Source organism: Glycocaulis sp., assembly GCF_052168375.1.
GTDB lineage: Bacteria > Pseudomonadota > Alphaproteobacteria > Caulobacterales > Maricaulaceae > Glycocaulis.
Window position 1 is genome coordinate 1 of record NZ_JBQLZR010000092.1, and the last position, 21,266, is coordinate 21,266.

General features: G+C 63.3%; 20 protein-coding genes. 13 read left to right on the forward strand and 7 right to left on the reverse strand.

Annotation, left to right across the window (positions count from 1 at the left end; translation table 11 throughout):
• The first annotated feature begins 230 nt into the window (after positions 1-230).
• Genes ACTS2Z_RS03535 through ACTS2Z_RS03545 form a run of 3 tightly spaced genes read left to right on the forward strand, consistent with a single transcriptional unit; the run spans position 231 to position 3,512 of the window.
• Positions 231-1,679, forward strand: coding sequence for an NfeD family protein (locus tag ACTS2Z_RS03535; protein ID WP_442571849.1), 1,449 nt, complete (start codon positions 231-233; stop codon positions 1,677-1,679).
• 49 nt (positions 1,680-1,728) lie between these two features.
• The gene (locus tag ACTS2Z_RS03540) at positions 1,729-2,490 is read left to right on the forward strand and encodes a slipin family protein (protein WP_442571874.1); all 762 of its coding nucleotides are present in this window, start codon (positions 1,729-1,731) and stop codon (positions 2,488-2,490) included.
• A gap of 2 nt (positions 2,491-2,492) precedes the next feature.
• The gene (locus ACTS2Z_RS03545; RefSeq protein WP_442571850.1) at positions 2,493-3,512 is read left to right on the forward strand and encodes an alpha/beta fold hydrolase; all 1,020 of its coding nucleotides are present in this window, start codon (positions 2,493-2,495) and stop codon (positions 3,510-3,512) included.
• On the opposite strand, the gene ACTS2Z_RS03550 is transcribed toward ACTS2Z_RS03545, so the two are convergent.
• Positions 3,509-3,979, reverse strand: a complete 471-nt coding sequence (locus ACTS2Z_RS03550) for a GNAT family N-acetyltransferase (protein ID WP_442571851.1) — start codon at positions 3,977-3,979, stop codon at positions 3,509-3,511. The genes ACTS2Z_RS03545 and ACTS2Z_RS03550 overlap by 4 nt on opposite strands.
• A gap of 230 nt (positions 3,980-4,209) precedes the next feature.
• On the opposite strand from ACTS2Z_RS03550, the gene ACTS2Z_RS03555 reads away from it, so the two are divergent.
• Genes ACTS2Z_RS03555 through ACTS2Z_RS03575 form a run of 5 tightly spaced genes read left to right on the forward strand, consistent with a single transcriptional unit; the run spans position 4,210 to position 7,192 of the window.
• The gene (locus ACTS2Z_RS03555) at positions 4,210-4,851 is read left to right on the forward strand and encodes a TetR/AcrR family transcriptional regulator (RefSeq protein WP_442571852.1); all 642 of its coding nucleotides are present in this window, start codon (positions 4,210-4,212) and stop codon (positions 4,849-4,851) included.
• A complete protein-coding gene (locus tag ACTS2Z_RS03560; RefSeq protein ID WP_442571853.1) occupies positions 4,848-5,447 on the forward strand; it encodes a dihydrofolate reductase family protein in 600 nt (199 codons plus the stop codon). Before ACTS2Z_RS03555 ends, ACTS2Z_RS03560 begins: the two co-directional genes overlap by 4 nt.
• Before the next feature lie 28 nt (positions 5,448-5,475).
• Entirely contained in the window at positions 5,476-5,877 is a 402-nt protein-coding gene (locus ACTS2Z_RS03565) for a VOC family protein (RefSeq protein WP_442571854.1), read from the forward strand.
• A 38-nt stretch (positions 5,878-5,915) separates the two neighbouring features.
• A complete protein-coding gene (locus ACTS2Z_RS03570; protein ID WP_442571855.1) occupies positions 5,916-6,272 on the forward strand; it encodes a DUF1428 domain-containing protein in 357 nt (118 codons plus the stop codon).
• Positions 6,273-6,292: 20 nt separating this feature from the next.
• Positions 6,293-7,192, forward strand: a complete 900-nt coding sequence (locus ACTS2Z_RS03575) for a VOC family protein (protein WP_442571856.1) — start codon at positions 6,293-6,295, stop codon at positions 7,190-7,192.
• Between the two features lie 34 nt (positions 7,193-7,226).
• Here ACTS2Z_RS03575 and ACTS2Z_RS03580 read toward each other — a convergent pair whose 3' ends face one another.
• Positions 7,227-8,312 (reverse strand): ferritin-like domain-containing protein, encoded by a 1,086-nt coding sequence (locus ACTS2Z_RS03580; protein ID WP_442571857.1) that lies wholly within the window; start codon positions 8,310-8,312, stop codon positions 7,227-7,229.
• A 238-nt stretch (positions 8,313-8,550) separates the two neighbouring features.
• Here ACTS2Z_RS03580 and ACTS2Z_RS03585 point away from each other — a divergent pair, with 238 nt between their 5' ends.
• Positions 8,551-9,678, forward strand: a complete 1,128-nt coding sequence (locus ACTS2Z_RS03585) for a TraB/GumN family protein (RefSeq protein WP_442571858.1) — start codon at positions 8,551-8,553, stop codon at positions 9,676-9,678.
• A gap of 3 nt (positions 9,679-9,681) precedes the next feature.
• Here ACTS2Z_RS03585 and ACTS2Z_RS03590 read toward each other — a convergent pair whose 3' ends face one another.
• From ACTS2Z_RS03590 to ACTS2Z_RS03610, 5 genes are all read right to left on the reverse strand, one after another.
• Entirely contained in the window at positions 9,682-10,653 is a 972-nt protein-coding gene (locus tag ACTS2Z_RS03590) for a sterol desaturase family protein (protein ID WP_442571859.1), read from the reverse strand.
• The gene (locus ACTS2Z_RS03595; protein ID WP_442571860.1) at positions 10,637-11,149 is read right to left on the reverse strand and encodes a hypothetical protein; all 513 of its coding nucleotides are present in this window, start codon (positions 11,147-11,149) and stop codon (positions 10,637-10,639) included. Before ACTS2Z_RS03595 ends, ACTS2Z_RS03590 begins: the two co-directional genes overlap by 17 nt.
• 11 nt (positions 11,150-11,160) lie before the next feature.
• Positions 11,161-11,976 carry a PIG-L deacetylase family protein gene (locus ACTS2Z_RS03600; RefSeq protein ID WP_442571861.1) on the reverse strand — a complete coding sequence of 272 codons (816 nt, stop codon included), beginning with the start codon at positions 11,974-11,976 and terminating at the stop codon, positions 11,161-11,163.
• Between the two features lie 122 nt (positions 11,977-12,098).
• A complete protein-coding gene (locus tag ACTS2Z_RS03605) occupies positions 12,099-14,777 on the reverse strand; it encodes a TonB-dependent receptor (protein WP_442571862.1) in 2,679 nt (892 codons plus the stop codon).
• 152 nt (positions 14,778-14,929) lie between these two features.
• Positions 14,930-15,370 (reverse strand): hypothetical protein, encoded by a 441-nt coding sequence (locus tag ACTS2Z_RS03610; protein ID WP_442571863.1) that lies wholly within the window; start codon positions 15,368-15,370, stop codon positions 14,930-14,932.
• Positions 15,371-15,534: 164 nt separating this feature from the next.
• Here ACTS2Z_RS03610 and ACTS2Z_RS03615 point away from each other — a divergent pair, with 164 nt between their 5' ends.
• The 4 genes from ACTS2Z_RS03615 to ACTS2Z_RS03630 all read left to right on the forward strand — a co-directional run bounded on the left by ACTS2Z_RS03615 (position 15,535) and on the right by ACTS2Z_RS03630 (position 21,198).
• Positions 15,535-16,689 carry a PQQ-dependent sugar dehydrogenase gene (locus ACTS2Z_RS03615; RefSeq protein ID WP_442571864.1) on the forward strand — a complete coding sequence of 385 codons (1,155 nt, stop codon included), beginning with the start codon at positions 15,535-15,537 and terminating at the stop codon, positions 16,687-16,689.
• 115 nt (positions 16,690-16,804) lie between these two features.
• Positions 16,805-18,124: a serine hydrolase domain-containing protein gene (locus ACTS2Z_RS03620; RefSeq protein ID WP_442571865.1), complete on the forward strand. Its 1,320-nt coding sequence runs from the start codon at positions 16,805-16,807 to the stop codon at positions 18,122-18,124.
• On the forward strand, positions 18,124-19,728 hold the full coding sequence (locus ACTS2Z_RS03625; RefSeq protein ID WP_442571866.1) for a GMC family oxidoreductase: 1,605 nt from the start codon (positions 18,124-18,126) through the stop codon (positions 19,726-19,728). The genes ACTS2Z_RS03620 and ACTS2Z_RS03625 overlap by 1 nt, the downstream gene beginning before the upstream one ends.
• A gap of 48 nt (positions 19,729-19,776) precedes the next feature.
• Positions 19,777-21,198 carry a coniferyl aldehyde dehydrogenase gene (locus ACTS2Z_RS03630; protein ID WP_442571867.1) on the forward strand — a complete coding sequence of 474 codons (1,422 nt, stop codon included), beginning with the start codon at positions 19,777-19,779 and terminating at the stop codon, positions 21,196-21,198.
• Positions 21,199-21,266: the final 68 nt, after the last annotated feature.

Below are 21,266 nucleotides of genomic sequence, written 5' to 3' on the forward strand. Positions count from 1 at the left end.
ATCAGCATCTCGATGGGGACTGGCAGGATCGTCGCCTCGAGGAAGGAGGCAGTGAAAAGGGCAAGGCCCGATTGCGGCCCGCGCGCCCAGCGGGCAAAGCGTTCCGACAGGCTCATGCGCGCGCTCCGGCGCTGAAATTGGCCAGCCCCGCCTCCGGTTTGCCTTGGGCGCACGCCCCTTTCACGCTAGGTTTGATCCTGTTCCTGTGTGCAGAGCCGAGGCCTTCCCTCATGGTCACTCGCTTATCCCTTCCTGCCTCTGTCTTGCGGCCCATATCGCTGGCGCTGATCTGTCTGGGCCTGGCCGTCCTGTGGAGTGCGGCCGCGCAAGAGAACGCCTCTGACGGCCCGCAGGTTCACCGTGTCACACTGCAGGGCGCGATCGGCCCTGCCCGGACCACCCATGTGGTGCGGGCGCTGGAAGCGGCGCAAGGCCGCGCCGATGCCGTCATCATCGAGATGGATACGCCCGGCGGCCTGGTGGATGCGATGCGCTACATCAATACTGCTATCCTTGCCTCCAACGTCCCCGTGATTGTTCATGTAGCCCCGTCGGGGGCACGGGCGACCAGTGCCGGGGCCTATATCTTCTATGCTGCCCATGTGGCCGCCATGGCACCGGGCACGACCATCGGCGCGGCAACGCCTGTCACTATGGGCGGCGCGCCGGAGAGCCCGCCAGAGACGCCGCAGGACAGTGACGACGGCACTACGGAATCCGGCGAGGCGCTCGGAGACGCGACGGAGCCGCAGTCTGAACCGGTAAGCCCCGCCGCGCCTGGCAATGATCAGGCCATGCGCAACAAGATGGTCAACGATTCGGTGGCCTATATCCGCGCACTGGCCGAACTCCGGGGCCGCAATGCCGACTGGGCGGAGCGCGCAGTGCGTGAAGGCGTCAGCCTGACCTATAGCGAAGCTGTTGAAGAGGGCGTGGCCGATTTCGTGGCCGCGTCCACGACCGATCTTCTTACCCTTGCGAGCGGACGCAGCGTGGCTCTGGCAAATGGGGAGGAGGTCGTGCTGGCCCTCGAAGGCGCCTCGGTCGAGACGGTTTCGATGAGCCTGCCCTTGCAGATTCTCTCAGTCATCACCGACCCGAATATCGCCTTCCTGCTCCTCAATCTCGGCTTTATCGGCCTTCTGGTGAGCTTCTATAACGGGCTGGAGCCGATCACCTTCATCGCCGGGCTGATCTGCATCCTTGTCGGCCTCTATGCGCTCAACACCCTGCCCCTGAACTATGCGGGCGCCGCATTGATCGTGCTGGGACTGGGCCTGCTGATCGCGGAAGTGTTCGTGGCGTCCTATGGCCTTCTCGCGCTCGGCGGCGTCGTCGCGTTTGGCATTGGCGCGCTGATGCTGGTCGATACCGATATTGAAGGCCTGCGCATTGACTGGCCGATGGTACTGGCGATGAGCGCGATCCTGGGCGTCTCGGTCCTGCTGGCCGGAAGCTACGGGCTGGCAGCCCAGGCGCGAAAGGTCGTTACCGGACGCGAGGGCCTGACCGGCGCGCCCGGAACCGTCCTCAGCTGGGCCAATGGCGCTGGTCACGTACAGGTCGAAGGCGAACGCTGGCAGGCCGTTTCCAGCGACGCACTGCAACCGGGTGACAGTGTGAAAGTGGTTGCTGTGGACGGACTGACCCTGAAAGTGAAATCATCGGGCCGCAACTGACGCTGCTGCCCCGCATCCAAGACAGGAGAGACCCATGGCCGAACTCGGCATGAATATCGGCGTTCTGATGGCCCTTGCGGCCGCCGTCTTCGCCTTCCTCTCATCGGCGATCAAGATCCTGCGCGAGTACGAGCGCGGCGTCGTCTTCACGCTGGGGCGCTATTCGGGCACGTCCGGCCCCGGCCTGATCCTGCTCATCCCGATCGTCCAGCAGATGGTGAAGGTCGATCTGCGCATCGTTGCCGAAGACGTGCCGAGCCAGGATGTCATCAGCCAGGACAACGTGTCTGTGCGCGTCAACGCCGTTCTCTATTACCGGATTGTCGATCCGCAGCGCGCGATCAATCAGGTCAGCGATTTCCGCGAGGCGACGAGCCAGCTTGCCCAGACCACCTTGCGCTCTGTCCTTGGCAAGCATGATCTCGACGAGATGCTGGCAGAGCGCGACAAGCTCAATGCGGACATTCAGGAAATCCTCGACTCCCAGACCGAGGCCTGGGGCATCAAGGTCTCCAATGTCGAGATCAAGCACGTCGATCTGGACCAGTCCATGATCCGCGCCATTGCCCGTCAGGCCGAAGCCGAGCGCGAGCGGCGCGCGAAAGTCATCGCCGCTGAGGGCGAACAGCAGGCCGCTGCCAAGCTCGCAGAGGCCGCAGAAATTCTTGCCACGCAGGAAGGTGCGATGCAGCTCCGCTATCTCGGCACGCTGGCCGATATCGGCCAGAAAGGGACCAACACAATCGTCTTCCCCATGGCTGGTGACCTGATCGCCAACCTCACCGCACCGCGCAGCCCCGACCGGTCCTGAGTGTGAGCGAAACAAGCCTGCACAGCGCGCTCTTTCCGGATATCGCCGCCCGCGAGGCGGGGCTCTTGCCTGTCACTGACGGCCACTCCCTCTATTGGGAGCGGTCCGGCAAGGCGGGCGGGCGCACCCTGCTTTTCCTGCATGGCGGGCCGGGCTCCGGCGCGACGGCGCGCCATCGCCGCTATGCCGACCCGTCGATCTGGGAAACCATCCAGTTCGACCAGCGCGGCTGCGGCCGGTCAGCACCGCTCTTCGAGCTCCACGCCAACACTACCGCGCACCTTATCGCGGATATCGAAGCGCTGCGCGAACATCTGGGCCTCACACACTTCGACTGCGTGATGGGGGCCAGCTGGGGCTCCACCCTGGCGCTCGCCTATGCACAGGCCCACCCTGAGCGCGCAGCCAACCTTCTTGTTGAAGGCGTTTTCCTCGCCACACGGCGCGAGCTGGACTGGTGGCATGGCAAAGCCGGTGCAGGGGCAGTCTATCCCGACGCCCATGACTGGCTGATGCGTGGCGTGCCCGAAGCGCTGCACGATGATCCACCAGCCTTCGCCCGCTGGGCGCTGGACGCCATGCAGACAGAACTGGCAGCCGGAGCGCCGCTGCTTGCCCGGCTGGATGATCCAGAACATGAGACAGCACTGGCAGACAGCATGATCTTCCGCTGGACGGCCTATGAGGAATTGCTCTCCCATCTGGAGGCAACGCCGCAAAGCGCACTGCAGGGCTGCCGCAACAAGGGACGCGACAAGCTGGTCTCAACCGCGCTGATCGAAGCGCATTACTTCACGCAAGGCTGCTTCCTTGCCGAAGGGCAGTTGCTGGACGAAGCCGCGCGCCTGACAATGCCGGTCCATATCGTACACAGCCGCTATGACATGGTCTGCCCGCTGCAGTCGGCCTTCGACCTGAAAAGCGCTGCGCCCAATGCCAGCCTGACCATCGTGCCTGCGCACGGGCACGCCATGAGCGAACCCGTCTTCAAGGTCGTCAGAAACGTGATTGCCGGCCTCTAGGCCACCGCTTCCAGATCGAGATGGAAGAACTGGTTGAACGCGGTCTGCGGATAATCGCCAAACGCGTCACCCGGCAGGAAGCCGCGCCGGGCATAGAGACGGATGGCGGCTTCGAATGCCGGCGCACGCCCCGTTTCAAGGCTGAGCCGTACCATGCCGCGTGTCCGCGCTGCGGCGATGATGTGGTCAAGAATGGCAGCTCCCGCTCCCTGTCCGGCGAAGCCGGGATGCACCCGCATTGACTTGATTTCGCCATGGCGTGCTGAAAGCGTCCTCAGTGCACCCACACACGCCAGCTCATCGCCCCGCCACGCCGTCCACACGGTAATGGCCGGATGTTTCAGGCCGGAAAGGTCCAGCGCAAACACGCTGTCAGGCGGCGACCCGGCCTGCATGCCTGCCAGGTGAAAGGCAAGAAGCGCCCGGACCGGTTCGCCCTCAAGATCGTCCTCGCGAATGGTGTACATCGCACTCCCCTGTCCAGCTACGTGCGCTAGGCGCATGCGGGCAGGCCGGCAAGCCACTTTGCGCAAACCAGAAATGACGTCATGCCGCTCCGCCTCACCGGCAGGCATCACCGCCCGGCCTTCACGCATCGCCATTCGGAGTGGCCCATAGGCGGAACCAGTGGGAAGATCCCGCTTGTCAAATACCAACCGGTTGGTATGTTCTATCTATGGAAACAGACGAGCCCTCTTTGCAGCAAGCCCGGATACCGCGCGGGGAAGCACGCATCCGGCTTCTTGAAACCGCTTTGAAGCTGGTGCGAGAGCAAGGCTTTGCCGCCACCAGCGTGGATGCGCTGTGCAAGGCGGCGGGCGTCACCAAGGGCGCCTTCTTTCATCATTTCGACAGCAAGGAAGCGCTGGGCGCAGCCGCGGCCGATTACTGGTCGGAGACGACATCGGCCCTGTTTGCAAGCGCGCCCTATCACCAGCCCGCCGATCCATTGGACCGGGTCATGGCCTATCTCGATTTCCGTGGCGCACTGATCGACGGCGAGGTGGCCGAGTTTACCTGCCTTGCCGGGACGATGGTGCAGGAGGCCTATGGTTCCAGCGACGCCATTCGCGATGCCTGCAACCGGTCGATCACCGGGCATGCCGCCACGCTGGAGGCTGACATTCAGGCGGCCATGGATGCTCGCGGGCTGGGCGCGCCCCTGTCGGCAAAAAGCCTCGCGCTCTTCACCCAGACGGTTCTCCAGGGCGGGTTCATCACCGCCAAGGCGGCCGGTGACAAGGGCCCGGCGCTGGACGCTGTGGTTCATCTGAAACGCTATTTCGAATTCCTGTTCGGCGCCGCGCCTGCGCCCTCAGGGCAAAGGAGCGCCGCATGAGAACGATCCGGATCATCGAGCACATATCGCTGGACGGTGTGATACAAGCGCCTGGCGGGCCGGAGGAGGATCCCGAAAGCGGCTTCAGCCATGGCGGCTGGGCCTTTCCGCATTTCGACGAGGAGGTGGGCAAGGCCATCGGACTGGCGCATCCGGACGGTTCCGATTTGCTCCTCGGCCGGCGCACCTATGACATTTTCGCGGCACATTGGCCCGGCCAGACCGACGCCATGGCGGACAACCTCAATAACGCCAGAAAATATGTCGCCACGAGCAGACCTGACAGTCTGATGTGGGGACCTGCCGACGGCCTTGGCGCGAATATCGTCGAACGCCTGCGCGAGATCAAAGCTGGCATAGGTCCAGATCTCATCGTCTGGGGCAGCTCGACGCTGACGCCGGTACTGATCGCCAGCGGCCTCGCCGACGAGCTGGTCCTGCTGGTATTCCCGGTCTTGCTCGGCAAGGGAAAGCGGCTGTTCTCCGGCACGGCCGCGGCCACCGAACTCCAGCTGATCCGCTCCAAGGCGGCCCCGTCCGGCGTCATCATCAGCACTTACAAGCCCGCAGGACCTGTCCGCACTGGCAGCTTCTGACCGCGCCCCGAATGCGAGGACACCAAACATGACCGATCTCACCCAGGCCAAGGCCAACCCCGACACGACAAGAGGGGTGATCCCCTATCTGGACATGGGCGGGCGCGCGCTCGAGGCGGCTGCCTTTTACGAAAAGGCCCTCGGCGCGAAAATAATCGGCCATGTTCCCGGCCAGAGTGCCGGGCGTGTCGCGCACTGCCAGATCGAGATCAATGGCGGCACGATGATGATGACCGATTACGCCGCCACGCCCCCTCAGCGCGAGGGCATGCATCTGCAGATCGTCGTCAGTGATGCCGAAGCGCGCTGGAACCGCGCTGTCGAGGCAGGGTGCGAGATTGTCATGCCATTTGAGAAACAGTTCTGGGGTGATCGCTGGGGCCTGATGCGTGACCCGTTCGACATCCAGTGGGCCTTCAACGAGGCCTGATTTCAAAAACCACAAGCTAGGTCAGGGAGGACAGGAAAATGGCTCAATACATCCAAGGCTTCGTGCTTGCCGTACCGAATGCCAACAAGGAGGCTTTCATCAAGCATGCCCGCGAAGGCGCTGAAGTTTTCAAGGAGTACGGCGTTCTCAAATGCATGGAGTGCTGGGGCGATCATGTGCCCGATGGCGAAGTGACCTCTTTCCCGATGGCCGTGAAGGCGAAGCCGGACGAGACGGTCGTCTTCTCCTGGTATGTCTGGCCCTCGAAGGAAGCCTGCGAGGCCGGCATGGCAAAGGCGATGGAAGACCCTCGCTTCAGCCCTGAACACAATCCGATGCCCTTTGATGGCAAGCGGATGATCTATGGCGGTTTCATCCCCGTGGTTGACCTTTAGCCCGAAAGGCACGCACGACCATGGCAAGCACCGCGATATGCATCTGGTCAGACGGATGGGCCGAAGAGGCTGCGCATTTTTATGCCGGCCTTTTCCCTGATGCTGCGATCACCCGGACCGCCCGCTTCAGCCCGGAAGGGGTGGAGCATCACGGACAGGCCGACGGAAGCGTAATGAGCATTGAGCTGACCCTTGGAGGGCAGGATATCATGCTCTTGAATGGCGGGCCGCATTTCACCCCCAACCCGTCCATGTCCTTCTTTGTCTTCATCAATGACCGGGGAGCAATCGACCGCCTCTGGTCAGCCCTGATGGAGGGCGGCAAGGCCATGATGGAGCTGGGGAGCTACCCCTGGTGCGAGCATTATGGCTGGGTTCAGGACCGGTTCGGGGTCAGCTGGCAACTGATGACGGCCGATCCGGGCAAGCTTAACCAGACAATCGTCCCGGCCCTCATGTTCACGCAAGGCGCGGCTGGAAAGGCCGAGGAAGCCATGGCTCGTTATGGCGAAATCCTCGGCGGCTTTGAGCCGGTCGAGGTGAGCCACTATCCCCAGGGCACGGGCGCGAATGAGGGCCTGTTGATGCACGGCCAGTACCGGATTGCGGGAAAGCCCTTCATCGCCTTTGACTCGCCCATGGATCACGGCTTTGGCTTTACGCCCGGCCAGTCGATACAGGTTTTCACCTCCGGCCAGGCGGAGACCGACCGCATCTGGAATGCGTTGACGACCGTGCCAGAGGCAGAACAATGCGGCTGGCTGGTCGACCGATATGGCCTCAGCTGGCAGATCATCCCGAAGGACCTCCCGCACTACATCAACGGACCGGACCCGGACGGACGCAGCCGCGCCCGCACAGCCATGTTCCAGATGAAGAAGCTCGATATCGCGGCCCTCAAGGCAGCGTATGAGGGGTAAGGCGGCAACCAACCCGGCAGGCTGGCGCTAATCCCTACTCCGCCAGCCCCGCGACCGCATGCACGTAATCGCTGCGCGCCTTGGCGGCATCGATCTGCGCGGCGATGCGCTCATCATCATCCTGCAGGGTTTGCGGGTCCAGCTCGGCATAGTGCAGCACACCCATGTCCTCATAGGCCTTGCGGATACGCGGCCCCCACAGGCCGATATCCTTCACGATCGGCACGATGCGCTGGAAGAGAAGGGTGCGGTAGAGCTTCACGATCTCGGAATTTTCAACGAACTCCTTGCACTCTGCCGCCGGCAGATCGAGCACGTCGTAGAGCTCGTGGCTCTGGGTCATGCGGTCACGCATGAGATAGCAGGCCTCGACTAGGAATTCCTCGCGCTCGTCGCGCTCTTTCTGGGTCAGTTGCGGATAATAGTCGCGCAGCGACAGACGGCCAAAGGCGACGTGGCGCGCCTCGTCTTCCATCACATAGGCGTTGACCATGCGCGCCAGCGGGTTCTGGGCGAGGTCTCGGATCGTGCCGAACGCTGCCAGCGCCAGCCCTTCGATCACGACCTGCATGGCCAGATAGGTCACGTCCCAGCGCGAGTCGCGAAGTGCATCATTGACCAGTTCCTGCAGCGGATCGGTCATCGGATAGGCGACGCCAAACTTGCCTTGCAGCAGGCGGTAGGCCTCCACATGGCGGGCCTCGTCCATCACCTGTGTGGCGGCGTAGAACTTCGCATCGAGGTCCGGCACGGAAGAAACAATCTTCGACGCGGCCAGCAGCGCTGCCTGCTCACCTTGCAGGAACTGGCTGATATTCCAGGCCTGAGTATGGCGGCGCAGATTGATGCGCTCTTTCTTGGTCATCCTGTTCCAGATGTCAGAGCCGTAGATGGCAACGGCCTCATCGGGCATCTGCATCGGGTTTTCCGGATCAAGCTCCTGCGTCCAGTCGATGCGGCTCAGCGCATCCCACTGCATGTCCTTGCCCTTCTGGTAAAGGTGCATGAGCGTCGTGCGGCCCTCATCGAAGCGCCAGTCGAAGACGGCATCAAATTGCTGGGGAACATGCCAGTGATCATCGATCCCGGGCATCGGGTACAGATCGCGCAACGCCGTCATCGCTTCAGCTCTCCTCCGTAGCGGGGCCTGGTGCAGCGCGTGCGGTCTGTTGCCGGGCGCTGCCCGGTCCTCGTTGTGTCCAGCGAAAGGTTTCTCCGGACTTGTGGAGCATGACGCAGGGATAGGCAGCCTGTCTACCCCTGACTAACCAGTCAGTGAAATATTGTGAACAGGATTTCACTGGCGCGCGGAGACCGCCTCGCACATGGGTAGGGACCGCTCTGAAAGGACATCCCGCATGTTGCGCGCCGTGCTCCCCGCCCTCCTCATTGGCCTCGCCGCAATGCCGGCCTTCGCTCATCAGGACCGCGCGGCCAGTCCGGCTTCTCCCGAAGAGGTTATCGTGGTCCGGGGTGAACGATCCGGACCACAGCTCTGGCGGGTTACACATCCGGAGCGCCCCGGCGAGATATATGTTTTTGCGACCGTCGGCTGGCTGCCCGAGGGCCTCGAATGGAATGACCGGCCGGTGGAGAGCGTGCTCGAGGAAGCCAGCCTGGTTCTGACCGATTTCGAGATTGATGCCGGAGCCATCAGCACAACCCGGATCGTGGCGATGATGCTGCGTACGGTGCTGTTCAACCGCTCGCGCCTGTTCATGCCGCGCGGTACGACCCTGGCGGACCGCGTCGGGCCTGACCTGGCTGCACAGTTTGACACCGCCCTTGCCACCGCACACGTGCGCCGTGACCGGCTGCGCCAGGAACGCCGCAATGGCGGCGATACCGGCGATGTTTCACGTCTGGACCCGGTCAGCGAGGATGCGCTGGAAGGCGAGCTTGCAAACCTCGATACGCGCCGTCTGCACCCCTTCTTCCAGGCCAACATGCTGATCGGGGAAGCCGCAGCCAGCATAGGCGTCAGCAGCTCCGAAAGCGTGACGGATGCGGTGGCGCGCCTCGCCCGCCGGGCACGCGTGCCGACCCGTCCGGTCCAGACCTATTCGCTTGCCGTCTCTGACATCAGCGACCTGATGCGCCGCGCCGGTGATTTTTCTGCTGAAACGAACACAGTCTGCATTGAGGAGGCGATTGATTTTGCAACCTCGGGCCTGCCGCAGACCTGGCTGGTGGCACAGAGCTGGGCGCGCGGCGATGCCAGTGCCTTGCAGGCAGGGCTGGAAGACACCGCGGATGCCCGGCAATGCCAGTTCGCGGTCGAGCGGGAGCTGGGGGGCCTCAGCACGCTCGGGGGTCAGTATTCCGACGAGATAGACTATGCCGGCCAGTGGCAGACGGCCATGGAGGCAGCCCTGGCAGAGGGCGGAGTGACGCTCGCCGTCATCACCGCGCGCGGCTGGCTGCGCAGCGGTAATGGCGTGCGCGAGCGGCTGGAGGCCAACGGTTTTGTGGTCGAAGGACCGTAAAGCCTATTCGGCGGGTGCCACGGCAGGCCGGGGCGCCGGCGTGCCCGGATCATCTTCACCAGAGCCCGTTGCGGCTCCACCGCGCCTCGCTTGCTCCTCGGCCCAGCGCTGCTTGATGATCCTGGAGCTGTCCCGGCTGCCATCGGGCGACCATCCCGGCGGACCAAGCCAGTAGCCAAGCGCATCACGGAAGGATTTTGCAGAACTGACATCCTTCACGATCCCGACCCATTCATGCAGGCAGATGCGGATCGGGTTGTGGGTGCCGAGATTCTTGACGATGCCATAGCGGCACTTCTCCTCGTCCAGCTCGCGCTGGAACGTCCCGAACATCCGGTCCCAGATGATGAATACGCCGGCGTAATTGCGGTCAAGATAGAGCGGGTTCGTCGCATGGTGGACGCGGTGGTGCGACGGCGTGTTGAACAGCCATTCAATCGGCGCAGGCAGGCGCTTTACGGTCTCGGTGTGAATCCAGAACTGGTAGACCAGGTTCAGCGCACCCACGAAGGCGACCATCGCGATGGGAAAGCCCAGCACGATCAGCCATGAGCCGAAGAAGATGAACTTGAAGGTCAGCGGGCTCAGCCAGGGCTGACGCAGGGCTGTCGACAGGTTGTAGTGCTGGGACGAGTGATGGATCACATGATCCGCCCACCACCAGCGCACCGTGTGGGCAAAGCGGTGGGACCAGTAATACAGAAAATCATCGAGCACGAAGCAGAGGACGAAGGCCCACCAGGCCCAGCCGACATCGAAGATCGCGAACTGCTCGATCCAGGTGAACCAGCTGAGCGCGACGAAGCCCAGAAGTACGCCTGAAACCGTGTTTCCAAGCCCCATGGCGAGGCTTGCGGCGGTATCCTTGGGCTCGAACTCGGCATTTCCGGTAAAGCGCGCATAGATCATCTCCGCGACGATCAGCGCCACGAAGAAAGGTATCGCGATCAGGATCGGATCAGGAAGCTCGGGCATGTGCCTCTCCATGCGCGGCCGGTGATGACTGGCGGACGAAGGCCCGCATCCGCTCCCCCCAGCCAGCGGCCGCATCTTCATCAAGATCGATTGTCACCCGCGGCAGGGTGAAGTCGTCGAAATGGATATGGAAGCGATGGCCATCAGCCTCGATGCGGGAAATCTCGCCGGGGCGCAGCGCGCGCGTAACCGACCGGTTTGCCCGTGCCAATACCAGTCCGAGCCGCTCTCCGCCCGCTTCCATCACAAGGGCTGCGAGCCGGTCGGAGCTGAGAACACCCTCACCGGCCCGGAAGCCCGTCACATCTTCCTCGAGCCGCCGGGATGGCAAGGCCAGATCGTCAAAACGGATATCCGTCCATCCGCCGATAAGCCGGTTCAGCACAATCAGCGCGCTGACCGCCAAGGCGGAAACGCCAAGCACTGCGAGTATGGCAAGCGGACTGTCACCCATACGCTGGAATATGGCGGACTTTGACGCCCCAGCGCAAGCCATTGACCAGTCTGTCAGTCAGCTGGACCGGCAAAGGCGTAATACTCCTCTGTCCAAAGCGCATACATCACGCGCGGACCGATACCGTAAGTCGCCTGAAGATAGCGCGACTGGCTTTCATGGATGCGCCAGGCACGTTGCTTGTCCCGTGAGGGCGACGGCACGGCGAAATCCGGGTCAGGCTGGATCTCGGCAATCAGCTGCCCGCGCTCGCCGCCAAATCGGCGAAGTCCGGGGCGCGGTGCCAGCACGTAAACGAGGCGCGGCGCCTCTTCCCCGAGTGCCTCGACGGCCCGGCGCGCCGCCTCGCCTATCGCCATGTGGTCCGGATGCAGTGATATGGCGCTCTCAGGGTGAAAGGTGACCACCGCGGACGGGCGCGTCCGCGTGATTTCGGCAGCGACGCGCTCTACCAGCTCGTCGAACGGGCGCTGGCGCAATTGACCATCGCCCAGATCGAGCACGGTGTGCGAGGCAACTCCCAGAGCAAAGCCGTGCTTTCTGGCTTCTGCCTCCCGCACCACGCCCAGATGGGGCTGGTCGACAACAGGCGGATACTGGGTGCCGGCCTCTCCGCGCGTAGCGGTGAAAAGGTGAACCGGCACGCCTTCATCCACCGCGCGGGCCATCAGCGCATTGGCGGTGATCTCGTCATCGGGGTGAGCGAACACGAAGAGCACCCCGGCCTCGCCAAGCGCCTCGCGGACCGACCCAAGGCGCTCGACACCCGGCTCGGCAAACAGGGACCGCCCGATGAAAAGCGCTGCCAGTACAGCGATCAGCAGCAATCCTGCAAGGACAGCAAGGCATTTGAGTACCCAGCGAACCATGAATGTCTCCGTCAATCCGGGTGGCAGGTCTGCCCTTTCCAGACCGTAGCCGGCCAACGGGCACGAAAAGGCCGGGAGGTCGCCCTCCCGGCCCGATCATCCCCGAAAGGGGTAGGCGAGGTCTAGAAGCGCGCCCGCAGCGTCAGGCCGTAGGTGCGCGGATTGCTCGGGTAGGAGTTGGTGCTCGGACCCGGCGTACCCACGGAGAAGAACGTACCGCGGAAGTATTCCTCGTCAGAGAGGTTGCGGCCCCACAGTTGCAGCGACCAGGCACCGTCCTGCGCACCAATACCCACCGAGCCGTTCAGCAGGGTGATGGCATCCTGCTCGAAGGTCGGCATCGGGGTGAGGGTACCAGCCAGGTTCTGGCTGGACACGTAGGACGCCTCACCGCGCAGCGACAGCTCGAGATTGTTGCCGATCGGCTGGGTGTAGGCAGCCGTCAGGAAGCCCGAGAATTCCGGGTTGCCACGGTCCACGCCCGAGAGGTCGTTGAAGCGGCCACGGAAACCGTTCTGGTTGATGCGGTCAGCCAGGCAGTCCGCGAAGAGCGGGTTGCCGGCCAGTTGCGGCAGGGTGAGCGACGAGGTACGCGGGCACGGCCCGAACTCGTAGCTCTCATAGCGGTTCTGGAACAGCCAGGTGAAGCCGCCCGCGATGACCAGATTGTCGGTCGGCGCGATCGTGGCTTCAACCTCGAGGCCCCGCACGGAGATTTCGCCGGCATTGTCGAGATAGAAGCCGCCGCCGACGAAGGTTTCCGTCTGGAAGTCCTTGTTGGTCTGGTCGAACACCGCGATGGCGTAGACCATGCGGTTATCGAAGGCGGTGCCCTTGACGCCAACCTCGATGTTCAGCGTGGTCTCTTCCTCATACTGGAAGATGCCGGTCGCCGCCGAGTTGGAGTTGAGCGAGAAGCCACCCGGCTTGTAGCCGGTGCCGACGCTCAGATAGGTGTTCAGGTTGTCGCTCCAGTCATAGCCGAAAATGATCGAGCCGGAGACGTTCTCGTCGGTGCGCGAACCAGGCTGGAACGGCGCGTTGACGACGTTGAACTGGAGGCCCGAACCACCCAGCAGCGACAGCAGGAAGTTGATGTTCGGGTCCGCAGCCTGAGCCGGGGTGAGCGGCACTGCCGGATTGAACGGTGCACCACCGGCCGCCAGGATTGCCGGCACGAAGAAGGCGCAGGAATCGCCGGTCGGGAAGGCTGCACAGGTCGTCGGGCTAGGCAGGCGCAGGTCCTGACCCAGCTGGATCGCGTTCAGCTGCGAGAACGGATCGTTGATCGTCACGTTCGGCACATAGTCTTTGGTCTCGCGCGAGTAGCGCAGACCTGCCGTGATCGTGAACCGGTCGGTCACACGCCAGTCAACCTGACCAAAGGCAGACCAGGCTTCGGTGTCATAATTGTAGGTCTCGTTCACAAGACCCTGACCGGCAGCCAGATAGCCGCCAGCCGGCAGGATCGGGATCGGGTTGCCCGACGGGGTCGGAACCAGTGCGCCAACGCCGGTAGCGTTATTGCCGCCGATGATCGTGTTGAAGATGCTCGGAATGCCCGAACCGGCCGGAAGGCCAAGGCCAGCGGCGAGCTGGGCAACCGCAGGCACGAGGCCGGACGCAAGGTCAGCAAAGGCTTGCAGTTGCGAGCCGTAGGGCGTCTCGTTCTGGAAGGTCAGCGAGTTGTTGTAATAGAACAGGCCGCCCATCCAGTCGAAGTTCTCGCCCGCGTTGGACGCGAAGCGGAATTCCTGGGTGAAGGCGTCATATTCCTGGAATTGCTGATGGGCACCAGCGGCATCGAGCGTGGTGAAGTCGGCATCGATGACCTGGTCTTCCTCGTAGTTCTGGTAGGCGGTGATCGAGGTCAGCGTGAAGGCGCCGAAATCATGATTGAACTCGGCAGATACGCCCCAGGTATCAACCTGGCTGCGCAGCGGGCCATTGATGGCGGTCGTGCCGTCATGCGGGTTTTGCGTCGGCAGCGTCGCACCGAGCGTGGTCAGCGCGAACTGCTCCAGCGGCGAAACGAACGAGAACGGTGCTGCGCAGCAGTTTTCGTCGATATTGCTGGCGCTGGCGATGAAGCGGGCCGTCGTGGCGCCGCCATTGTCCCACAGCAGCTGGCCGCGGGCGCTCCAACGGTCGCGATTGTTGAACTCGCGCCCGTCAATGTTCTCGATGAAGCCATCGCGCTGGTTGATATTGCCGTCGAGGCGGAAGGCCAGGACGTCCTGCACCAGCGGACCGGTAACCGTCGCGCCGACAACGCGGGCATTGTAATTGCCGACCGTCACTTCGCCTTCAGCGCCAAACTCGAATTCCGGCTGGCGGGTGTGGAAGCTGACGACACCGGCGGGCGTGTTGCGGCCGAACAGGGTCGATTGCGGACCGCGGATGACCTCGACACGCTCCAGCGACAGGAAGTCGTTGATCGACGCGCCCTGACGGGGAACGTACACGCCGTCGATGAACACACCAACCGACGGCTCGACGCCGGGGTTGAACGAGCTCGAACCCAGACCCCGGATCGAGAAGGTCTGGTTGGTGGACGCTGCAAACTCGCCGACGCTGAGCGACGGCACGAGGGTTTGCAGGTCAGCCGCGTCGCGGATCTGCGCCTCTTGCAGCGTCTCGCCGGTGACGGCGGTGACGGCCACAGGGGCCTCAAGCAGGGTCTGCTCACGCTTCTGGGCGGTAACAGTGATGATTTCGACCTGGGCCTGAGCGGCAGCGCTCACAAGACCGGCAGCCAAAGCCGTTGCACCGAGCACGGCGGCTCTCGAAAAACGCTTCATTGGGTTCCTCCCCCTCTGGATGTGTTCAGCCTGCAGATTCGCGTGTCCGCATTGCCTCACCGCGCACTCTAGGCGCTAATTCACCGGTTTGTCATCGGGTCTTTAGTGGTCTGTCAGCCAAGTGCGGCATTCCCGTCACACTGATGGAAAAATTAACCTTTGCGATGCGTGACCCACGCGTAGAAGACACCCGCGGCTGCGCCGCAGATCGCTTGCGACACCTCACCGGCAAGGCTGCGCGCGCCGGCAATGACCGGAACGCCGAAGAATACCTCGCGCATCAGGGCCAGCATGACAAACATGCACACGGCGCCTGCCACCCCATAAACAATGGTGCGCGGTAGCGGCGTGATACGCACCACCAGTGCCGCAGCCAGGAACGCGATGATAAAACCGATCAGGATGAACACGAGATAGAGCGGTCCGAGGCCGGCCATGTCGGCAAGCGTCATGGAAATCCGGGCACCGGTGGAAATCTCCGCACCAGCCGATGCCAGGCCTGACAGGACAAACTGGGTCTGCACGATCACGCCAGCCAGCGCCATGAATATCGCGGCCAGCACCAGGCCAAACGGATACCTGAACCACGCCATGCCATGCCTCCCCGTCTTGCCCGGCGGCTTGCATCCGCCTGCGGCGTCCAGCCTGAAACCGGCTTGGTTGATATCCGGTTTGCGGCCATGATGCCCCGTGATGCGCCGGTTGGCCAATACCGGATTTCAATGGGCGCGCCTGGACTGACCTGCGGAGGATCATCATGGCCATTCATCTCGCCTGGCGTTCGGCTTTCATCGTCACGCCGCTGGCGATGCTTCTGGCTGCCTGCGGTGACAATCGCGAGGCCGTGACCCTGCCCGAGCCCGATTCCGGCCACGCCGTGACAGTCGAGACGGTGGCAGATGGCCTGGAACACCCCTGGGGTCTTGCCTTCCTGCCCGATGGCAGCGTTCTGGTCACCGAAAAGGCGGGCCGCCTGCGCCTGATCGTGGACGGCGTTCTGGCCGAAACGCCGGTAACCGGCGTGCCGCCCGTCTACACCGGCAATCAGGGCGGGCTTCTCGACATTGCCCTGTCACCGGATTTTGAAAGCGACAATCTCGTCTATCTGACCCTCGCAACCGGCAACGATGCCAGCAACAACACGGCGCTCTACCGCGCCCGCTACGAGAACGGCGCGCTGCTGGACGGCGAGATCATCTGGCAATCTGACGTGAACAAGCGCGGCGGCGCCCATTTCGGCGGACGCATCGCCTTCCTCGAAGACGGCACCCTTCTCGTAACGCTGGGCGACGGGTTCGAATTCCGCGAGGAAGCGCAAAATCTCGAAAACCGGTTCGGCACGATTGTCCGCCTGAACCCGGACGGCAGTCCTGCAGCCGGAAACCCGCTGGCAGACGAGCCGGGTGCCCTGCCTGATATCTGGAGCTATGGCCACCGAAACGTCCAGGGCATCGCCGTCGATCCCGCCACGGGGACGGTCTGGGCGCATGAGCACGGACCGCGCGGCGGCGACGAGCTGAACATAATCGAGGGCGGCAATAATTACGGCTGGCCGATCGTCACCTCCGGCCTCGACTATTCCGGCGCGCGCATCTCTCCCTACACAGAGCATACCGCGGGATACACGGCGCCAGTCCGCGAGTGGCTGCCCACCTCCATCGCGCCTTCAGGGCTTGCGATATATCGCGGCGAGGCCTTCGCCAACTGGGATGGAGACCTTCTGGTCGGCGCACTGGCGGGCCGGGCGCTCCACCGTGTGCGCACCGAAGACGGTATGGCGATTGCCGAGGAAGTCCTGCTGGCAGACCGCGCCGAGCGCATCCGCGATGTTCGAACCGGACCGGACGGGCTGGTCTACGTCCTCACCGATGAGGAGAATGGCGCGCTCCTTCGCCTTTCGCCAGCCGATTGACACATCACTCAGCGAGATGGCTAGCCATCGCGGTGTGAAAGGTGTTCACTTCCCTGCATAGACGAGGCCGCGCGTCTGGATTCGCAAGCGGCCCGCACACCATGGGGAGGCGCGCATGAAGCGTATCGTGATCGGCCTGCTGGCCGTATTCGTTATTGCCGGTCTGGCTTTGGCCGGCTGGTACTACCGGCCCTGGTCACCTTATTCCCCGGCGAGCATCACCGCGCTCGACAATCCGGAGGAATATGTCACCACCTTCCAGCGCATGGATGAAATCCTGCCCAGCGCGACGATTGCTGCGACTGATCCCGCGCCGCTTGCCCGCAACGTACAGCCGCTTGACGTCAGCTATGAGTGGGACGGCGAGACCCGCACCCTCGCCGACTATCTGGAGCGCGCCCGCGCGACCGGCCTGACGGTCCTCCATGATGGCGAGATCGCCTTTCAGTATTTCGCCTACGGCGCCGACGCGCAGAGCCGCTTCACCTCCTGGTCGGTCGGCAAGAGCTTTGTGGCAACGCTCATTGCCATGGCTTTGGATGAGGGTCTCATCGAAAGCCTGGATGATCCGGCAGCGACCTATGCGCCCGAATATGAGGGCAGCTATTACGGCACCGTTTCGCTTCGCCATCTGCTGATGATGTCGGCCGGGATCGACTTCAACGAGGAATATTCGCCAGAGCGCCCCTCGGACGTGCGGCCCTTCTTCTTCAATGCCTTTATCATGGGCCGCAGCCCGGACCAGCTTGCCCGCGCCTTCGGGGCGAGCGGCGAGACGCCCGGTGAGCACCTTCACTATGCCTCGACCAATACGCAGGTGCTCTCGGCGGTAGTACGCAACGTGTTCGGCGGTTCGCTCGCCGAAATCATGCAAGAGCGGCTATGGGGACCGCTGCAGATGAGCGCCGATGCCACCTGGCTGCAGCACGTGCCGGGCGATAATGGCGTGGCAGTCGGATATTGCTGCCTGCAGGCGACCAGCGAAGACTATGCCCGCATGGGCCAGTTCTATCTGCAGGACGGAGTGTGGAACGGCACCCGCCTGCTTCCAGAAGGCTGGGTGACCGAAGCGACCCGCCCGGTCTCTCCGGCGCATGAGCCCGGTGGCACGCCGGGCTACGGTCCGCGCGGCTACGGCCTCCATTTCTGGATCCCGGAAGGCCATGACGGCGAGTACTATTTCGCCGGTGTCTATGGCCAGTATATCTGGGTGGACGAGCGGCGCGGCGTGGTGATCGCGCAAAATGCCGGTGACCCTCAATGGGGACGCCTCGGCGCAGAGGTCTTCGCCGTCATGCGCGCCATCGCCGAAACCGTGTCTCCGCTTGAAAGCGAAGCCGGTCCTGCTGAAGCGATTGAAGAGCCCGTGCTCGATGCGCCACTGGGCACCGATGCGGAGGAGATGGACGGACCTGTCGAAGAGGCTGTCGAATAATGTCCGGCGCGTCCGTGTTCGACTATGTGATCGCGGGCGCAGGCAGCGCCGGATCGGTTCTGGCCTCGCGCCTTTCTGCGGACCCGGCAATCCGTGTCTGCGTGGTCGAGGCTGGCGGGTCGGACAGGAAGGCCAATATCCAGACCCCCATGCTGTTGCAGTTCGCGATCACTGACCCTTCCATCAACTGGGATTACTGGACCGAGCCGCAGAAGAACCTGCAGGACCGCAAGCTCTACTGGCCGCGCGGGAAGACACTCGGCGGCTCCTCCTCCATCAACGCCATGCACTACATGCGCGGCGCCTGGGAAAACTACGACGAATGGGAAACCGCCTATGGTGCGGCCGGATGGGGCCGGGAGGCCGCACTGGAAGCCTTCAAGCGCGTCGAGAACAACGAGAACCATGGCGAGCCCTGGCACGGCAAGGGCGGCCCTCTAAACGTCAAGTCGATCAGCCCGGTAAATCCGCTGACCGAGCTCTATTACGAGGCCTGCCGGCGCCGCCAGCTGCCGTGGAATGACGATTTCAACGGCGAACGCCAGGAAGGTTTTGGCGTCTATCAGGTAACCCAGAAGGACGGAAAGCGCTGCTCGGCGGCCGATGCCTTCCTGAAACCTGCGATGACGCGGCCAAACCTCACCGTCATGACCGGTGCCCTTGCGCGCCGGGTCATCATCGAGGAGGGCCGGGCCACAGGTCTTGAGGTCGAAACCCCCGACGGGCCGGTCACGCTGCAGGCCCGCAAGGAAGTGATCCTCTCAGGCGGCGCGATCAATTCGCCCCACCTCCTGATGCTGTCGGGCATCGGACCGGCAGACCATCTGCGCGAGCATGGCATATCGGTCGAGGCAGACCTGCCCGGCGTCGGTGCCAACATGCAGGACCATCTCGACATCATGGCACGGGCCTCGACACGGTCTGCAAAATCCATCGGCTATTCCCTCGCCAAGTTTCCCGCGACCGCACGCGACGTCCTGCAATGGGCACTGACGGGCAGCGGCAATTTCACCGTCAATCCCGTGCAGGGGTGCGGGTTCGTGAAGTCCCGCCGGGCAAGGGATTTGCCCGATATCCAGCTCGTCTTCATCCCGGCGCGGGGCTCGCCACACGGACGTGAGACGATGACCGGCCATGGCATGATGATCCATGCCTGCCATCTCTACCCGCAAAGCCGCGGTACGCTGCGCCTGCAAAGCGCCGACCCGCACGACCCCATCCTCATCGACCCCAACTACATGGACCACGAGGAAGATGTGGAGGTGATGACAGACTGCCTGGAGATCGCCCGCGACATTCTCCTGAGCGATGCCTTTGATGGCGAGTTCAAGGAGCTGGAATTGCCCGCAAAGGCAGACGGCACGCGCGCCGAATTGCTCGACCATGTCCGGGCCAATGCCGAGACGCTCTACCACCCCACTTCCACTTGCGCGATGGGCACTGGCGAACTTGCCGTCACCGACCCTGAGTGCCGGGTGCGCGGCGTAAAGGCACTTCGCGTCGTGGACGCCTCGATAATGCCGCGCGTGGTGGGCGGAAACACCAATGCGCCAACCATGATGATCGCCACGCGCGCGGCCGACATGATCCTCGCCAGCGCCTGATGCCCCCGTTGCCAGATACCAGATGCCAGACACCTCAGGAGACCTCCCATGACTGATGCGGCCAACACCCCGATCGAGCGGATGAAATCGCTATTCGAGGCCCAGAGGTCGGCGTTTCGCACCAGCAAGACGCGCCCCTATGCCGAGCGCAAGGCCGATCTGGAAAAGCTGGAAGCCATGGTCAAGGAGAAGGCAGACGCCTTCGCCGAAGCGGTGTCGGCTGATTACGGCCGCCGCTCCGCCGCCGAGACCCAGATCGCCGAAATCGGCTTCACACTCGCCACGGCCAAGCACTCCCGCAAGAATCTCAAGCGCTGGATGTCGGACCGCTCCGTTCCTGTGCCCATGACGCTGGCACCGGGCAAGGCCTATATCCGGCGCGAACCCAAGGGCGTGGTCGGCATCGTCGCGCCCTGGAACTACCCGATCCAGCTGGCCCTTGCGCCGCTGGTCCCGGCGCTGGCGGCCGGATGCCGGGTGATGATCAAGCCGTCCGAGTACACGCCGCGCGTGGCCGAGCTGCTGAAAGAGACGCTTGGTACGCTGTATTCGGAAGATCATGTCGCGGTCATCACCGGCGGGCCGGATGTAGGCCAGGCTTTCTGTGATCTGGCCTTTGACCACCTCTTCTACACAGGCTCGACCCATGTCGGCCGCATGGTGGCGCAGGCTGCGGCGAAGAACCTCACGCCGGTAACGCTGGAGCTGGGCGGCAAGTCGCCGACCGTCATTGCGCCTGATTTCGATATCGAGGAAGCCGCCAAGACCATCGCCTGGGGCAAGTATTTCAACGCCGGGCAGACCTGCGTCGCGCCAGACTATGTCCTGACGCCCAAGGGGTCCGAGCAATCCCTGGCCGACGCCATTATCGGCAATGCCGGCGCCTTCTGGTCGGGCCCGGATACCAATGACGACTATACGGGCATCGTCTCCGAACGCCATTACAAGCGGATCAGCGAGATGGTCGAGGAAGCCCGCCAGAAGGGCGCAACCGTCCTGCAGGTTCCGACCGAGAGCGGCACGGGTGGCAATCATCATGCCTACCCGCCGACCGTGGTGCTGAACGCTCCGGCAGATTCAAAACTGATGACGGAAGAGATTTTTGGCCCCGTCCTGCCAGTGCTCGGCCATGACGGGCTGGATGAAGCTGCCCGTTTCATCAACGAACGTGACCGCCCGCTGGCGCTCTACATCTACACCAAGTCAAAATCGACCGCGCAGTCCTTCCTCGACCGGACCATGTCAGGCGGGGTGGGCGTCAACGTGCCCATGCTGCACCTGTCGGTCGAGGACCTGCCCTTTGGCGGCACCGGCGCGTCGGGTTATGGCGCCTATCATGGCGAAGAGGGCTTTCGCACCTTCTGCCATGAACGCAGCGTGTTCCACGCACCTGTCTGGCATCCGATCCGCCTGATGGCGCCGCCCTATGGCAAGCTGTTCGAGTTCTTCAAGAAGCTGCAGGCGGGATAGGCGGTTCACGCTTTCAACCGGTGGGCAGATGGGTAAGTTTGCACGCGGACCGGCGAGGGCCCGGTTTT

Bases quoted from the DNA above. Each gene is read 5' to 3' on its own strand.
- ACTS2Z_RS03535 (WP_442571849.1), top strand. From the start codon at position 231: ATGGTCACTCGCTTATCCCTTCCTGCCTCTGTCTTGCGGCCCATATCG.
- ACTS2Z_RS03540 (WP_442571874.1), top strand. From the start codon at position 1,729: ATGAATATCGGCGTTCTGATGGCCCTTGCGGCCGCCGTCTTCGCCTTC.
- ACTS2Z_RS03550 (WP_442571851.1), bottom strand. From the start codon at position 3,979: ATGTACACCATTCGCGAGGACGATCTTGAGGGCGAACCGGTCCGGGCG.
- ACTS2Z_RS03560 (WP_442571853.1), top strand. From the start codon at position 4,848: ATGAGAACGATCCGGATCATCGAGCACATATCGCTGGACGGTGTGATA.
- ACTS2Z_RS03565 (WP_442571854.1), top strand. From the start codon at position 5,476: ATGACCGATCTCACCCAGGCCAAGGCCAACCCCGACACGACAAGAGGG.
- ACTS2Z_RS03570 (WP_442571855.1), top strand. From the start codon at position 5,916: ATGGCTCAATACATCCAAGGCTTCGTGCTTGCCGTACCGAATGCCAAC.
- ACTS2Z_RS03575 (WP_442571856.1), top strand. From the start codon at position 6,293: ATGGCAAGCACCGCGATATGCATCTGGTCAGACGGATGGGCCGAAGAG.
- ACTS2Z_RS03580 (WP_442571857.1), bottom strand. From the start codon at position 8,312: ATGACGGCGTTGCGCGATCTGTACCCGATGCCCGGGATCGATGATCAC.
- ACTS2Z_RS03585 (WP_442571858.1), top strand. From the start codon at position 8,551: ATGTTGCGCGCCGTGCTCCCCGCCCTCCTCATTGGCCTCGCCGCAATG.
- ACTS2Z_RS03590 (WP_442571859.1), bottom strand. From the start codon at position 10,653: ATGCCCGAGCTTCCTGATCCGATCCTGATCGCGATACCTTTCTTCGTG.
- ACTS2Z_RS03595 (WP_442571860.1), bottom strand. From the start codon at position 11,149: ATGGCTTGCGCTGGGGCGTCAAAGTCCGCCATATTCCAGCGTATGGGT.
- ACTS2Z_RS03600 (WP_442571861.1), bottom strand. From the start codon at position 11,976: ATGGTTCGCTGGGTACTCAAATGCCTTGCTGTCCTTGCAGGATTGCTG.
- ACTS2Z_RS03605 (WP_442571862.1), bottom strand. From the start codon at position 14,777: ATGAAGCGTTTTTCGAGAGCCGCCGTGCTCGGTGCAACGGCTTTGGCT.
- ACTS2Z_RS03610 (WP_442571863.1), bottom strand. From the start codon at position 15,370: ATGGCGTGGTTCAGGTATCCGTTTGGCCTGGTGCTGGCCGCGATATTC.
- ACTS2Z_RS03615 (WP_442571864.1), top strand. From the start codon at position 15,535: ATGGCCATTCATCTCGCCTGGCGTTCGGCTTTCATCGTCACGCCGCTG.
- ACTS2Z_RS03620 (WP_442571865.1), top strand. From the start codon at position 16,805: ATGAAGCGTATCGTGATCGGCCTGCTGGCCGTATTCGTTATTGCCGGT.
- ACTS2Z_RS03625 (WP_442571866.1), top strand. From the start codon at position 18,124: ATGTCCGGCGCGTCCGTGTTCGACTATGTGATCGCGGGCGCAGGCAGC.
- ACTS2Z_RS03630 (WP_442571867.1), top strand. From the start codon at position 19,777: ATGACTGATGCGGCCAACACCCCGATCGAGCGGATGAAATCGCTATTC.